This window comes from Streptomyces sp. NPDC048461 (assembly GCF_055587105.1).
The window spans coordinates 176,595-190,120 of sequence record NZ_JBVJGW010000015.1 but is presented as its reverse complement, the minus strand read 5'-3'; the positions used below and the strand labels follow the sequence as shown (position 1 = coordinate 190,120).

General features: G+C 73.3%; 14 protein-coding genes. 4 read left to right on the top strand and 10 right to left on the bottom strand.

The features are described 5' to 3' along the window. Position 1: 1 nt before the first annotated feature. The 5 genes from ACZ6S8_RS25295 to ACZ6S8_RS25275 all read right to left on the bottom strand — a co-directional run bounded on the left by ACZ6S8_RS25295 (position 2) and on the right by ACZ6S8_RS25275 (position 4,635). Entirely contained in the window at positions 2–1,300 is a 1,299-nt protein-coding gene (locus ACZ6S8_RS25295) for a DUF6986 family protein (protein ID WP_469459336.1), read from the bottom strand. A 174-nt stretch (positions 1,301–1,474) separates the two neighbouring features. Beyond that, positions 1,475–2,437, bottom strand: a complete 963-nt coding sequence (locus ACZ6S8_RS25290) for an electron transfer flavoprotein subunit alpha/FixB family protein (protein ID WP_469459334.1) — start codon at positions 2,435–2,437, stop codon at positions 1,475–1,477. A 91-nt stretch (positions 2,438–2,528) separates the two neighbouring features. Next, complete coding sequence (locus ACZ6S8_RS25285; protein ID WP_469459332.1) at positions 2,529–3,314, bottom strand: electron transfer flavoprotein subunit beta/FixA family protein; 786 nt, start codon at positions 3,312–3,314, stop codon at positions 2,529–2,531. A 200-nt stretch (positions 3,315–3,514) separates the two neighbouring features. After that, the gene (locus ACZ6S8_RS25280) at positions 3,515–4,054 is read right to left on the bottom strand and encodes a flavin reductase family protein (protein WP_469459331.1); all 540 of its coding nucleotides are present in this window, start codon (positions 4,052–4,054) and stop codon (positions 3,515–3,517) included. 248 nt (positions 4,055–4,302) lie between these two features. Continuing rightward, complete coding sequence (locus ACZ6S8_RS25275; protein WP_469459398.1) at positions 4,303–4,635, bottom strand: thioredoxin family protein; 333 nt, start codon at positions 4,633–4,635, stop codon at positions 4,303–4,305. Between the two features lie 292 nt (positions 4,636–4,927). Between ACZ6S8_RS25275 and ACZ6S8_RS25270 the strand changes: the two genes are divergently transcribed. Then, complete coding sequence (locus tag ACZ6S8_RS25270; protein WP_469459329.1) at positions 4,928–5,650, top strand: lysophospholipid acyltransferase family protein; 723 nt, start codon at positions 4,928–4,930, stop codon at positions 5,648–5,650. Positions 5,651–5,903: 253 nt separating this feature from the next. Here the strand turns inward: ACZ6S8_RS25270 and ACZ6S8_RS25265 are convergent, their stop codons facing one another. After that, positions 5,904–6,500 carry a CGNR zinc finger domain-containing protein gene (locus ACZ6S8_RS25265; RefSeq protein WP_469459328.1) on the bottom strand — a complete coding sequence of 199 codons (597 nt, stop codon included), beginning with the start codon at positions 6,498–6,500 and terminating at the stop codon, positions 5,904–5,906. A gap of 82 nt (positions 6,501–6,582) precedes the next feature. Between ACZ6S8_RS25265 and ACZ6S8_RS25260 the strand changes: the two genes are divergently transcribed. Then, positions 6,583–7,821: an MFS transporter gene (locus ACZ6S8_RS25260; protein WP_469459326.1), complete on the top strand. Its 1,239-nt coding sequence runs from the start codon at positions 6,583–6,585 to the stop codon at positions 7,819–7,821. On the opposite strand, the gene ACZ6S8_RS25255 is transcribed toward ACZ6S8_RS25260, so the two are convergent. From ACZ6S8_RS25255 to ACZ6S8_RS25240, 4 genes are all read right to left on the bottom strand, one after another. Beyond that, entirely contained in the window at positions 7,757–8,356 is a 600-nt protein-coding gene (locus tag ACZ6S8_RS25255) for a transglutaminase-like domain-containing protein (RefSeq protein WP_469459324.1), read from the bottom strand. The genes ACZ6S8_RS25260 and ACZ6S8_RS25255 overlap by 65 nt on opposite strands. A gap of 67 nt (positions 8,357–8,423) precedes the next feature. Then, positions 8,424–9,518, bottom strand: a complete 1,095-nt coding sequence (locus tag ACZ6S8_RS25250; RefSeq protein ID WP_469459322.1) for a threonine aldolase family protein — start codon at positions 9,516–9,518, stop codon at positions 8,424–8,426. Then, positions 9,497–10,258: an SDR family NAD(P)-dependent oxidoreductase gene (locus tag ACZ6S8_RS25245; RefSeq protein WP_469459321.1), complete on the bottom strand. Its 762-nt coding sequence runs from the start codon at positions 10,256–10,258 to the stop codon at positions 9,497–9,499. The genes ACZ6S8_RS25250 and ACZ6S8_RS25245 overlap by 22 nt, the downstream gene beginning before the upstream one ends. A 26-nt stretch (positions 10,259–10,284) precedes the next feature. Beyond that, complete coding sequence (locus ACZ6S8_RS25240; RefSeq protein ID WP_469459319.1) at positions 10,285–11,691, bottom strand: DUF6421 family protein; 1,407 nt, start codon at positions 11,689–11,691, stop codon at positions 10,285–10,287. Between the two features lie 244 nt (positions 11,692–11,935). On the opposite strand from ACZ6S8_RS25240, the gene ACZ6S8_RS25235 reads away from it, so the two are divergent. Then, a complete protein-coding gene (locus ACZ6S8_RS25235) occupies positions 11,936–12,640 on the top strand; it encodes a PadR family transcriptional regulator (RefSeq protein ID WP_469459317.1) in 705 nt (234 codons plus the stop codon). 188 nt (positions 12,641–12,828) lie between these two features. Further along, a complete protein-coding gene (locus ACZ6S8_RS25230) occupies positions 12,829–13,521 on the top strand; it encodes a glycerophosphodiester phosphodiesterase (RefSeq protein ID WP_469459315.1) in 693 nt (230 codons plus the stop codon). Positions 13,522–13,526: the final 5 nt, after the last annotated feature.

The following is a 13,526-nucleotide window of genomic DNA, read 5'->3' as shown; positions in this document are numbered from 1 at the left end:
GTCAGTTGCCGGCGGACAGCGTGGCCGAGCGGCGCGGGATCGCGAAGGCGTCGAGCTCCGCGCGGGTGAGGCCGGTCAGGGCGGTGACCTCATCGGCGCCGACGGCGCCGCAGTCGAGACCGCGGACCAGGTAGCCGGCCAGGGCCTTGGCGGTGGCGGGCTCGTCCATCACGTCGCCCTCGATCTTGGCGACGTACGCCTTCAGGCGCGCGGCGGCGGTGTCGAGGCCCTCGCGGTAGAAGGTGAAGACGGCCGCGTAGCGGGTCGGCAGGTGCGCGGGGTGCATGTCCCAGCCCTGGTAGTACGCGCGGGCCAGGGCGCGCCGGGTGAGGCCGTAGTGCAGCTTCCACGCCTCGTGGACGTGCTCGGTGGTGCCGATCGGCAGGACGTTCGTCGAACCGTCGGAGACCCGTACGCCGGTGCCGGCGGCCGCGACCTGCATGATCGCCTTCGCGTGGTCGGCGGCGGGGTGGTCGCTCGACTGGTAGGCGGCGGAGACCCCGACACAGGCGCTGTAGTCGAAGGTGCCGTAGTGCAGGCCGGTGGCCCGTCCCTTGGCGGCCTCGATCATGCGGGCGACGGTGGCGGTGCCGTCGGAGGCCACGATGGACTGGCTGGTCTCGATCTGGATCTCGAATCCGATCCGGCCCGGACGCAGGCCGCGGGCGGACTCGAAGGCCTCCAGCAGCTTGACGAAGGCGCTGACCTGCTCGGCGTACGTGACCTTCGGGAGGGTCAGGACGAGTCCGTCGGGGAGGCCGCCGTTCGCGAGGAGACCGGAGAGGAAGATGTCGGTGGTCCGGATGCCGCGGTCGCGGACGTTGGACTCCATGCACTTCATGCGGACGCCCATGTACGGGGCGTTGGTGCCGTTGGAGAACGCCTCGGAGACCAGGCGGGCGGCGCGGGCCGCGGCCTGGTCCTCCTCCTCGTCGGAACGGACGCCGAAGCCGTCCTCGAAGTCGACGCGGAGGTCCTCGATCGGCTCGCGCCGGAGCTTGGCGCGGACGCGGTCGTAGACCGGTACGGCCAGGTCGTCCGGGATGCCGAGGACCTTGGCGAAGGTGGCGGCGTCCGGCGCGTGCTCGTCCAGGGCGGCGAGGGCCTGGTCGCCCCAGGAGCGGATGGTGTCGGCGGCGAAGACGTCACCGGGGACGTAGACCGTGTGGATGGGCTGGCGGGTGCCGGGGTCGCCCGGGTAGTGGCGCGCGAGTTCCGCGTCCACCGGCGCGAGGGAAGCGCTGATGCCCTCGCTGACCGCGCCTGCGAGGCTCGTCGCCACCTTCTCCTGCTGACCCATCGTGCACTCTCCTCTTTTCCGCTTCACGGAATCTTAGATCCGCATAGCAGAATTTAGTCACGGGGTTCCGCCCCGTCAATGGTCCCCCGGCCGTCCTGGACAAACGACTCGGGGCCGCGCGGTGAGAATCACCACACGGCCCCGGAGAAGTGGAGCGGAGAAGAGAGCCGCAGGTCAGCCCTTGCGAGCCTGGATCTCTTCGGTCAGCTGCGGGACGACCGCGAAGAGGTCGCCGACCACGCCGTAGTCGACCAGGTCGAAGATCGGGGCCTCGGCGTCCTTGTTGACGGCCACGATGGTCTTCGAGGTCTGCATGCCGGCCCGGTGCTGGATCGCGCCGGAGATGCCGGAGGCGATGTACAGCTGCGGGGAGACCGACTTGCCGGTCTGGCCCACCTGGTTGGAGTGCGGGTACCAGCCGGCGTCGACGGCGGCGCGCGAGGCGCCGACCGCGGCACCGAGGGAGTCCGCGAGGGCCTCGATGATGCCGAAGTTCTCGGCACCGTTGACGCCGCGGCCGCCGGAGACCACGATCGCGGCCTCGGTCAGCTCCGGGCGGCCGGTGGACTCGCGCGGGGTGCGGGCGGTGACCTTGGTGCCGGTGGCCAGGGCGCCGAAGGTGACGGCGAGCGCCTCGACGGCGCCGGCGGCGGGGGCGGCCTCGACCGGGGCCGAGTTCGGCTTCACGGTGATGACCGGGGTGCCCTTGGACACGCGGGACTTGGTGGTGAACGACGCGGCGAAGGCGGCCTGCGTGGCGACCGGGCCGTTGTCGCCGGCCTCCAGGTCCACGGCGTCGGTGATGATGCCGGAGCCGATGCGCACGGCGAGGCGGGCGGCGATCTCCTTGCCCTCGGCGGAGGACGGGACGAGCACGGCGACCGGGGATACGGCGTCGTACGCGGCCTGGAGCGCGTCCACCTTCGGTACGACGAGGTACTCGGTGAACTCGGGGGCGTCGGCGGTGAGGACCTTGACCGCGCCGTGCTCGGCGAGCACGGCGGCGGTGGCGTCCGCGCCGGCGCCCAGGGCCACGGCGACGGGCTCGCCGAGGCGGCGGGCCAGCGTCAGGAGCTCGAGGGTGGGCTTGCGGACGGCACCGTCCACGTGGTCGACGTAGACGAGAACTTCAGCCATGGGACTGCTCTCCTGCGGTTGCGAAGTGTCTGGGGGCTAAGAGGGGGTGGCCGGAGCGTCCCGAAGGGGTTCCGGCCGGCCAGGCTGGGCCTTAGATGAACTTCTGCTCCACAAGGAAGCCGGCCAGCTGCTTGCCGCCCTCGCCCTCGTCCTTGACGATCGTGCCGGCGGTACGGGCCGGGCGCTGCGCCGCGGAGTCGACCGCGGTCCAGGAGCCCTCCAGGCCGACCTCGTCGGCCTCGATCTCCAGCTCCTCCAGGTCCCAGGACTCGACCGGCTTCTTCTTGGCGGCCATGATGCCCTTGAAGGACGGGTAGCGGGCCTCGCCCGACTGGTCCGTCACCGAGACGAGCGCGGGGAGGGAGGCCTCCAGGGTCTCGCTCGCGGTGTCGCCGTCGCGGCGGCCGGTCACGGTGCCGTCCTCGACCTTGACCTCGGAGAGCAGGGTGACCTGCGGGACGCCCAGGCGCTCGGCCAGGATCGCCGGGAGGACGCCCATGGTGCCGTCGGTCGAGGCCATGCCCGTGATGACCAGGTCGTAGCCGGCCTTCTCGATCGCCTTGGCGAGCACCAGCGAGGTGCCCATGACGTCGGTGCCGTGCAGGTCGTCGTCCTCGACGTGGATGGCCTTGTCGGCGCCCATCGACAGCGCCTTGCGCAGCGCGTCCTTGGCGTCCTCGGGGCCCACCGTCAGAACGGTGATCTCGGCATCGTCGGCCTCGTCGGCGATCTGCAGCGCCTGCTCGACGGCGTACTCGTCGAGCTCCGACAGCAGGCCGTCGACGTCGTCACGGTTGACGGTCAAGTCCTCGGTGAACTGCCGGTCGCCGGTGGCGTCGGGCACGTACTTCACACAGACAACGATCCTCAGGCTCACGCCGGCTCTCCTACCGCATCGTCTTTTCTGGTACCGCCTTGTGCAGGCAGCATAGGCGCCTTGCCGGGCGGATCCCGGTCGGGGCGGCCCGCGCTCCGAAGGGAATGTTACTCGTCAGTACACCGTGGGTGCCCACAAGTCGCAAGGCCGGTGAACTGTGATCTGGCCAACGCCGACCGACCCGCCCCAACAGGGACGATTCAGTCGCGCAACGCGTTGAAGCGTCCCTGGTGGTAGAGCAACGGGCGCCCTTCCCCGGCCGGGTCGCCGGCGACGGCCTCCGCGATGATCACCCGGTGCGCCCCTGCGGGTACCCGCGACACCACCCGGCACACCAGCCACGCCAGTACCCCGTCCAGCACCGGAACCCCGTGCGGCCCCTGCGCCCAGCCCGTCTCCGGACCGAAACGGTCGGCTCCGCTACGGGCGAACAGTCCGGCCAGGTCACTCTGGTGTTCGCCCAGTATGTGGACGCCGAGGTACTCGCTGTCGCGGACGGCGGGCCAGCTGGAGGCACCCGTGCCGATCGTGAACGAGAGCAGCGGCGGATCGGCCGAGACGGAGTTGAGCGAGGTGGCGGTGAACCCGACGGGCCGCCCGCCGTCCTGGGCGGTGATCACGGCGACGCCGGCCGCGTGCTGCCGGAACACGGAGCGCAGCAGGTCGGGCGAGCCGGGCAGGCCCGTGCCGGTTCGGGGCGACGGGACCGTGGGGGCGGTGGGAGCGATGGGCGCGGTCATCGGGTCTCTTCCTTTTTCCTTCTGCCACGGGCGGGGCGGGCGCTGGTCTGGCGTCGGGGCCGGAGGTGCTCAGCGGCCCGGACAGCGCGCGCTTGCGTGGCGGACCAGGTCCACGTGGACCCGTCCGAAGAGCAGGAGTTCATACCGCATCCCACCAGCGTGGCGATCTCCCGTGTACACAGTCAAGCGGGATCGGTCAGATGTCGGGCGCGTCACGCTGCGTGCGGGCGCGCGCACCGGCGCGTCCGTCACGCGACCGCGGCGCCGAGCGCGGCGATCACGTCGGCCTTGCGGGGCATCCCGGCCGCGCGCCGGACGACCGTCCCCGCCGCGTCCAGGACCAGCACGGTCGGGGTCTTCTCGATGCCGAGGGCCCGGACCAGGTCGAGGCGCTCCTCGGCGTCGATCTCGATGTGGGCGACCCCCGGGACCATCTCCGCGACCGCGGCGAGGATCCTGCGGGTGGCCCGGCAGGGCTGGCAGAAGGCGCTGGAGAACTGCACCAGACTGGCCCGCTCCCCCGGCGGCGCGCCCAGCTCGGCCGCGCCCAGCCGGACCCGGGCGGGCGGGCCCGCGGGCACCCCGGCACTCCGGGCGGGCCCGCCCGTGGGCACCCCGCCGTCCTCGTGTGCGAGCACCCCGCGCTCCCGTCGCCGTCCGTGTCCGCGTACGCCGTCGGCGCACGTTCGTCCGATGATCGCAGCGCCCGGCCGACCCGCCACATTCCCGGCGTGACGAGAATCTCCCCAGGTACGAGGCTCTGGGCTGGTCAGCAGCCCGCGTTTGGGGCACGATCCCCATGGCCGCGTACCTACGCTGCCGTAACTTCCGGCCGGGAGCACTTCCCCAGGCAGAAAGCGGGGTCTCCGCACCATGGCTGAGTTCGTCTACCCTCCGGTGATCGGCGCGGCGCACGGACTGTTCCGCGCGCTCGACATCCGCATCGACATGAAGGGCACCGAGAACATCCCGCGTACGGGCGGGGCGGTGCTCGTGTCGAACCACATCGGCTACCTCGACTTCATCTTCGCCGGCCTGACGGCACGGCCGCAGAAGCGCCTGGTCCGCTTCATGGCGAAGGAGTCGGTGTTCCGGCACAAGGTGTCCGGCCCGCTGATGCGCGCGATGAAGCACATCCCGGTGGACCGCAAGCAGGGTGAGACCGCCTACGCGCACGCCCTGGACTCGCTGCGTTCGGGCGAGATCATCGGGGTGTTCCCGGAGGCCACGATCTCCGAGTCCTTCACGCTCAAGAGCTTCAAGTCGGGTGCGGCGCGCATGGCGCAGGAGGCCGGCGTCCCGCTGATCCCGGTGGCGCTGTGGGGCACCCAGCGGCTGTGGACCAAGGGCCGGCCCAAGAACCTCAAGCGCAGCCACGTGCCCGTGACGATGCGGGTGGGCGAGCCGATGGACGCTCCCGCCGACCAGTACGCCGGGGCGATCACGCGCCGGGTGCGCGACCGGGTGCAGGAGCTGCTGGAGGCCGCGCAGCGCGCCTACCCGGCCCAGCCGAAGGACGCCTCGGACTCCTGGTGGCTCCCGGCCCACCTCGGCGGCACCGCTCCGACGGCGGCGCAGGTGCGCGAGGCGGGCTGACCCGCCCGCCCGCGGGAACGGCCGCCGCACGGGCCCGGGGGCGGCGCAGGACGGCCCAGGGCAGCCCCGGGGTCCGTTGCGGCCCCGCCGGGCCCGGTTGGACCCCCGGGGGCCCGGGAAACCCGGAGCCCCGGGAAGCGGCCGCTCCCCCGTGAGCGCCGGCGAGCCGTCGGCGGCGCCCCGGCCCCGGCGGGCTCCGCCGCCCCCGTACGATGCGCCCCGCCCCCGTACGTCGGCCCGGCGCGACCCCGGTTCAGCGTTCCGCACCGGCCCGGCCCGCGGGACGTTCCACCCCCGCGGAGCCCTCGCGCCTGCGGCGGCGGTGCGCGGCGACCCGGACCCGGGTGGCGCACGTCGTCGAGCAGTAGCGGCGCGCGCTGCCCGGCCCCGGGCCCAGGAAGAACCGCCCGCACCCCCCGGCCGCGCACGCGCCCCAGGTGACGCGGCCGTACTCGCCGAGCAGCTGCGCCAGGACCAGGGCCCCCGACGCCAGGAACCAGTCCCCCCAGCCGGCCTCCTCCCCCCGGTCGACGTGCAGGTGCCAGTGGTGGCCGTCGTGCCGGGTGAGCCGCGGCCGGGCGCCGCACTCCTCGAAGAGCCCGTTCAGCGCCCCCGCGACGCGGTCCTCGTCCGTCTCCGCGAGGACCTCCGCCATCCGCCGGGCCGCCGCGCGCAGTTCGGCGGCGGCCGACTCCGGGAACCGCTCCTCGGTCAGGTCGGCCGGGCGCTCCCCGTGCGCGGCGAGGAGCCGGGCGAGGTCCGCGCGCGCGAGGTCCGGGGCGGCGCGGACCGCGTCGGCGATGTCGACCAGCCGCCGGGCCGCCGGAAAGCCCCCTCCGGACTCCGTCATGGCCGCATCCTTTCCCCGTACACCCACATCAAGTAACGTCTTGCTTGCCTATCACGTTACATCGTGCAGGGGGGGGGCCGGAATGGGCGGGTTCGGGCGGTACCTGGCGGCGGCGCTGGCTGCGCGCTTCGCCTCGGAGGGCATGGGCATGGCCGTGGTGCTGCTCGCCCTGGAGCGCACCGGGAGCGCCTCGTACGGGGCGTTCGTCCTGACGGCCTGGCTGGCCCCGCACGTGCTGGCCGCCCCGCTCGCCGGGGTCCTCGCGGCCCGGACCGGACGGCCGCGGCTGCTCTACTCCGGCGCGCTGGCGGGGTTCACCGCGGCCGTGGCGGCCCTGGCGGTGCTGCTGGGGCGGGTCCCGATGCCGGTGGTGCTCGCGGTGGCCGTACTCGGCGGCACCTGCGGCCCGATGGTCACCGGCGGGCTGTCGAGCCTGGTCTCGGGGCTGGTCGCGGCCGGGACGGCCCGCGACCGGGCGTATTCCTGGGACGCCTCCACCTACAACGCGGCCGCGGTCACGGCGCCGGCGGCCGTCGGCGTGGTGACCGCCCTCGGCTCGGCCGGACCGGCGATGGCCCTCCTGGCGGCGTCGGGCGGCGCGGCGGCGGCCCTGGCCGCGACCCTCCCGTACGGGGGGCCGGGCTCGGGCCCGCTCCCCGGGCCGGCCCGGGCCGGGCTGGGCGCGGGGCTCGCGGCCCTGTGGCGGGTCCGCGAGCTGCGGGCCGTCACCTCGGCCACGACGCTGGCCTTCGTCGGGATCGGCTCGCTGACCACCACCGCGGTCCTGCTGGCCGGCGCCCTCGGCCGCCCGGGCGCGGGCGGCGTGCTGATGACGGCGTTCGCGGTGGGCGCGCTGGGCGGCTCGCTGACCCTGGGGCGGCTCACGTCGGTGGAGCCGGGCCGGCTGGTGCGGTGGTCGCTGGCCGCGACCGGGGTGGCGCTCGCTGCGGCGGCCTTCACCCCGTCCGTCGCCGTGACGGCGGTGCTGTTCGCGGTGGCCGGGGTGTGCGACGGTCCGGTGCTGACGGCCACCCTGCGGATCCGCTCGGAGCATGCGCCGGACGCCGTGCGGACCCAGGTGTTCACCCTCGGCGCCGGGCTCAAGCTGACGGCCGCGTCCGCCGGGGCGGCCCTGGTGGGATTCGCGGCGAGCGCGCCCCCGTGGACGCTGATGACCGGGATCGCCGGATTCCAGCTCGTCGCCGCCGTGCTGCACGCCGCGGCGTCGCCGCGGCGGCCCGCGCCGATGGCCGCGGCTACAGGGCCGTCGGCAGGTTCCGCCACAGCTCCGGCCGGTCGGCGGACTCCCGGAGGGCGTTGAGGACGGCCGGGTGGGGGGTGGCGTACAGCTCCGGGTGGTCGACGTCGCCGCGCTCCGGGTGGACGGGGAAGGCGAGCCGTTCCCCGTCGAGGCTGAACCGGGCGTCCACCCCGGGCTTGTTCCCCCGGGGGTCCTGACGGCACCACCGGGGGCGGCCGGGCAGCCGGAGGGCGATCAGGCCGTGGACCACGTGGTGGGCGCCGTCCTCGTCGCCGAGGCGCTGGTAGCACAGGGCGGTCGGGATGCCGCGGGCCCGCAGCAGGGCGGCCAGGGCGTGGGACTTGGCGTAGCAGATGCCGTTGCGCGTGGCGAGGACGTCGGAGGCCCGCCAGGCGACGCGGAGGTCGCCGGAGTCCGCCGAGTGCGGGATGACGTCGCGGACGAAGGCGAAGGCTGCGGCCGCGTACGCCCGGAGGTCGCCGGTGGCGTCCCAGAGGGCGTCGGCGGTCTCGCATACGAGCGGGTGGCCGTGGTCGACGGCCTCGTCGGCCGCCAGATAGGCGGACAGGTCGGCGTGCTCCTGGATCAGTTCCATGATCCAGGAGCATACCTATGCATCAACTCGCATGACTATCGAGTTATGGCCTCAGGACGGCGGCCGGTCAGCGGGCCAGCTCTTCCTTCAACGCCTGGAGGAAGCCGTCGACGTCCTCCTCCTGGGTGTCGAAGCCGCACATCCAGCGGACGTCACCCGCCGCCTCGTCCCAGAAGTAGAAGCGGAAACGCTTCTGCAGTCGCAGCGAGACCTCGTGCGGCAGCCGCGCGAACACCGCGTTCGCCTGGACCGGGTAGAGGATCTCCACGCCGTCCGCCTCGCGCACGCCGGCGGCGAGCCGCTGCGCCATCGCGTTGGCGTGCCGTGCGTTGCGCAGCCACAGGTCCTTGGCGAGGAGCGCCTCCAGCTGCACCGACACGAACCGCATCTTGGACGCGAGCTGCATCGACATCTTGCGGATGTGCTTCATCTGCCGGACCGCGTCCGGGTTGAGCACCACCACGGCCTCGCCGAACATCATGCCGTTCTTGGTGCCGCCGTAGGACAGCACGTCCACGCCGACGGTGTTCGTGAAGGTGCGCATCGGCACGTCGAGTGAGGCCGCGGCATTGGCGATCCGGGCCCCGTCCAGGTGGACCTTCATGCCCAGGCCGTGCGCGTGCTCGCAGATCGCCCGGATCTCGTCCGGGGTGTAGACCGTGCCCAGCTCGGTGTTCTGGGTGATCGACACGACCTGCGGCATCGCCCGGTGCTCGTCCTCCCAGCCCCAGGCCTGCCGGTCGATCAGCTCGGGGGTGAGCTTGCCGTCCGGGGTCGGGACGGTGAGCAGCTTGAGGCCGGCCATCCGCTCCGGTGCGCCGCCCTCGTCCACGTTGATGTGGGCGCTCTCGGCGCACACCACGGCGCCCCAGCGGTCGGTCAGGGCCTGGAGGGCCGTGACGTTGGCGCCGGTGCCGTTGAAGACCGGGTAGGCCTGCGCGTACGGACCGAAGTGGCTGCGGAAGACCTTCTGCAGGTGCTCGGTGTACTCGTCCTCGCCGTAGGCGACCTGATGACCGCCGTTGGCCAGCGCGACGGCGGCCAGGATCTCCGGATGCACCCCCGCGTAGTTGTCGCTGGCGAACCCGCGCACCGCCGGGTCGTGGTGCCGGCGGGCGTCGGTCCGCGCGGTCGCGGTCCTCACGGTTGCGGGGTGAGCCACAGACGCTGTCCGTTCACATCGGGTGCGGGCCGGTCCCAGACGCCGGCGATGGCCTCGGCCAGCTCCTTGACGTCCGTGAAGCCCGCGAACTTCGCATTCGGTCGCTCGGCGCGCATCGCGTCGTGCACCAGTGCCTTGATGACCAGGATCGCAGCCGCGGCGCCGGGCCCGTCCTCGCCCCCCGCCTTGCGGAAGGAGTCGGCCATCGCCAGGGTCCACGCCTCGGCGGCGGCCTTGCCCGCGTTGTACGCGGCGTTGTTGGCGACCGGCTTGTGCGCGCCGGACTGGCTGACCAGGACGTACCGGCCGCGCTCGCTGCGCAGCAGGCCGTCGTGGAAGGCCATCGAGGTGTGCTGGACGGTGCGGATCAGGAGCTTCTCCAGGAAGTCCCAGTCCGCGAGGTCGGTCTCGGTGAAGGAGGAGCTCCCGCGCCAGCCCCCGACGAGGTGGACGACCCCGTCGACGTGGCCGAGCTCCTTCTCGGTCTGCTCGGCCCAGGCCTTGGTGGCGGCCAGGTCGAGCAGGTCCACGGTGTCGCCGGTGATGGTGGCGCCGCCGTGGGCGTAGCGGGCGGCGTCCACGGCCTCCGCGAGGCGCGCCGCGTTCGCGTCGGACGCCACGACCACGGCGCCCGCCTCGGCGAGGCGGAGCAGGGCGGCGCGGCCCGCGGGCCCTCCGGCCCCGGCCACCGCCACCACCGCACCGTGCAGGTTTCCGTTGCCGTTCCGGGAGCCGTTCATCTGTGCAGCCTCCTGTGGGCGGTCGCTCACGCGGCGACCCGCTCGGCTTCTTCGGCGTTGAGGGCGGTGATGCCCTTGGTGGAGGCGATCACGCCCTTGAGCTTCTTGGCGAGGGCCTCGTAGAACATGCTGAGCGGAAACTCGTCCGGAAGCACGTCGTCGACCAGCTTGCGGGGCGGCTGCGTCGTGTCGAGGGCGTCGGGACCCTTGGCCCACGTGGAGCCCGGGTGCGGGGCGAGGTACGTCGAGACCAGGTCGTAGGCCTTGAACCAGTGGACCAGCTTCGGGCGGTCGATGCCGGCGCGGTAGAGCTCCTCGATCTCGGCGCAGAGCTGGTTGGTGACCTGCGGGGCGCGCATCCAGTCGATCTTGAGCTTGTTGTCCGTCCAGCGCACGACGTCGTGCTTGTGGAGGTACGCGAAGAGCAGCTGGCCGCCGAGGCCGTCGTAGTTCCGGTTGCGGTCGCCCGAGACGGGGAAGCGGAACATCCGGTCGAACAGGACGGCGTACTGGACGTCGCGGCCGTGCTCGTTGCCCTCGGACTCCAGCTTCACGGCCTCCTTGAAGGCGGTGAGGTCGCAGCGCAGCTCCTCCAGGCCGTACATCCAGAACGGCTGGCGCTGCTTGATCATGAAGGGGTCGAACGGCAGGTCGCCGTGGCTGTGGGTGCGGTCGTGGACCATGTCCCACAGGACGAAGGCCTTCTCGCAGCGCTCCTGGTCGCCGACCATGGCGGCGATGTCCTCGGGCAGCTCGATGCCGAGGATGTCGACGGCCGCCTCGGTGACCTTGCGGTAGCGGGCCGCCTCGCGGTCGCAGAAGATGCCGCCCCAGGTGAAGCGCTCGGGGGCCTCGCGGACGGCGATGGTCTCCGGGAAGAGCACCGCGGAGTGGGTGTCGTAGCCGGGGGTGAAGCCCTCCAGCGTGATGCCGAGGAAGAGCGGGTTGTCGTACCGGGTGCGCTCCAGCTCGGAGAGCCACTCGGGCCACACCATCTTCAGCACGACGGCCTCGAGGTTGCGGTCCGGGTTGCCGTTCTGGGTGTACATCGGGAAGACGACGAGGTGCTGGAGGCCGTCGGCGCGCTGGGCGGCCGGGTGGAAGGCCAGCAGGGAGTCGAGGAAGTCCGGCACCCGGAAGTCGTCCGCGGCCCACTTGCGCAGGTCCGCGATGAGCGCCCGGTGGTACGCGGCGGCGTGCGGGAGCAGCGGCGAGAGCGCCTCGACGGCGCCGACGGCGCGCTCGACGGCGGCCAGGACGGTGGCGCGGCCGTGGGCGCCCTCGGCCTCGAAGTCGATGGAGCCGTCCTTGCCCTGCCAGGGGCGGATCTCCTCCACGGCGGCCTTGAGCTCGGGCCACGCGGGGTGGTCGACCACCCGCGCACCGGCGGTTATCGCGGCACCGCCGGCACCCGGCACAAGAGTTTCCGTCATGTCACTTCCTCCACAGGAGAACCTCACGTCGGCACAGGGTAGGCATGGGAGGCTCTTCTACTCAAGAGGTACCTCAGGAAAATGTCCTGCGTCACCCCCCGCTGCACCGAAATTTTTCCCGTCATTCAGGGTGGAAGCAGGCGCTCCGCCCCGTCCCGCCGGACACCGGCACCGCACCCGGTGCGTAGGGTGATCATCCTGGCCGGAGACCCGGACCAGGACGACCCCGGGGGCACGCACGCACATGACCAGCAGTCAGAATCTTCCGGAGGTTCCGGAGTTGCCGCCGACCGCCTGGGCGGTCCTCGGTCTGCTCTCCTTTCCCGGGGAGCGGACCGGTTACGAGCTGAAGAAGTGGGCGGACTCGTCGCTCCGCTTCTTCTACTGGTCGCCCGCCATCAGCCAGATCTACGCGGAACTGCGCCGCCTGGAGGAGCTGGGTTACGCGACCTCCGCCCGCTCGGGACCCGAGGAGGTCCGGGCCAAGCGGCGCTACGCGATCACCGGCGCCGGGCGCGGCGCCTTGGCCGGCTGGGCCGCCGACACGGCCGGGGCCGGGCCCCCGGTGCTCAAGCACGGACTGCTGCTCCGGGTCTGGCTGGGACACCTGGCCGAGCCGGAGCGGCTGCGGGCGATGGTCGGCGAGCACATCGAGCGCACCCGGTGCGAGCTGGCGGCCGTACGGGCGGCGGCGGAGCACGCGGACGGCGCGGCGGAGTGGACCTTCCCCGCGCTCGCCCTGCGCTGGAGCGAGCGGCAGCACCTGGCGGAGCTGGAACTGACCCGGGCCCTCCTGGCGGATCTCGCCGATCCCGCGGGCCCGCCCGGCCCCGGTCCCGCGGCCCGCGCGGCCGCCCGCTCCGCCCCGCCGCCGGCCGGAGCTCCGGCCGGCACGGACGCCGCGGCACCTGCGCGTCAAGCCGGCGGGGACGCGCCCACGGCCGGGTGACGCTGCGCCCCCGGGCCGCTCGCCGGGGGCGGCCCGACCCCGGCGGGATGCGGCCACGAGGGCCCTCGCGGGGTGCTGCACGGGCGGTCCCATCGCACGGCGGGCGCACTAGCATGCCACCTCACCGCGCGCGGTCGGCCGGAACACCGCCGCCGCGCGGGGCCGCCGTCGACGGAAGCGAGAGAACCTTGACTTTCCTCACCATCGGTCACCGCGGGGTCATGGGTGTCGAACCGGAGAACACCCTGCGCTCCTTCCTGCACGCGGAGCGTTCCGGCATGGACGTCATCGCGCTGGACGTCCGGCTCAGCAAGGACGGTGTCCTCGTCGTCCTCCGCGACCCCGAGGTCGACCGGACCACCGACGGCTCGGGGGCCGTGGCCGACCTGACCCTGGAGGAGCTGCGCGCACTCGACGCGGGCCTCGGCGAGCGCGTACCGGTCCTCGACGAGGTGCTCGCGTCGGTGCGGGCGCCGCTCCAGGTCACGGTCCGCGACCGGGCCGCTGCGGACGCGCTCGCGGACCTGGTGCTCCGCCGCGACCTGACGGCGCGGGTGGAGGTGGCCTCCCGCGACGACGCACTGCTGGCCGGGGCGGCCCGGCTGGTGCCGGGCGTACGGACCTCGCTGCACGCGGACACCGTCGGCGGCGACAGCGGGGCGCTCGTCGCCCGGGCACTGACCGCGGGCGCCGCGACGCTCGCCCTGGACATCCGGCGGATCAGTCTGGAGACCGTGGAGGCCGCGCACGCGGCCGGGCTGCGGGTGACGGCCCGGTCGGTCGACACCCTGGACCTGCTGCGGCTCGCCCGGGCCCTGGGGCTGGACGGCGCCGCCACGGACTTCCCGGAGATCCGCAGCACGGGCCGCTTCACCGCGTGAGGCGG

Coding starts and splice junctions, on each gene's coding strand:
- ACZ6S8_RS25295 (WP_469459336.1), bottom strand. CDS start 1,300: ATGGGTCAGCAGGAGAAGGTGGCGACGAGCCTCGCAGGCGCGGTCAGC.
- ACZ6S8_RS25290 (WP_469459334.1), bottom strand. CDS start 2,437: ATGGCTGAAGTTCTCGTCTACGTCGACCACGTGGACGGTGCCGTCCGC.
- ACZ6S8_RS25280 (WP_469459331.1), bottom strand. CDS start 4,054: ATGACCGCGCCCATCGCTCCCACCGCCCCCACGGTCCCGTCGCCCCGA.
- ACZ6S8_RS25270 (WP_469459329.1), top strand. CDS start 4,928: ATGGCTGAGTTCGTCTACCCTCCGGTGATCGGCGCGGCGCACGGACTG.
- ACZ6S8_RS25265 (WP_469459328.1), bottom strand. CDS start 6,500: ATGACGGAGTCCGGAGGGGGCTTTCCGGCGGCCCGGCGGCTGGTCGAC.
- ACZ6S8_RS25260 (WP_469459326.1), top strand. CDS start 6,583: ATGGGCGGGTTCGGGCGGTACCTGGCGGCGGCGCTGGCTGCGCGCTTC.
- ACZ6S8_RS25255 (WP_469459324.1), bottom strand. CDS start 8,356: ATGGAACTGATCCAGGAGCACGCCGACCTGTCCGCCTATCTGGCGGCC.
- ACZ6S8_RS25245 (WP_469459321.1), bottom strand. CDS start 10,258: ATGAACGGCTCCCGGAACGGCAACGGAAACCTGCACGGTGCGGTGGTG.
- ACZ6S8_RS25240 (WP_469459319.1), bottom strand. CDS start 11,691: ATGACGGAAACTCTTGTGCCGGGTGCCGGCGGTGCCGCGATAACCGCC.
- ACZ6S8_RS25235 (WP_469459317.1), top strand. CDS start 11,936: ATGACCAGCAGTCAGAATCTTCCGGAGGTTCCGGAGTTGCCGCCGACC.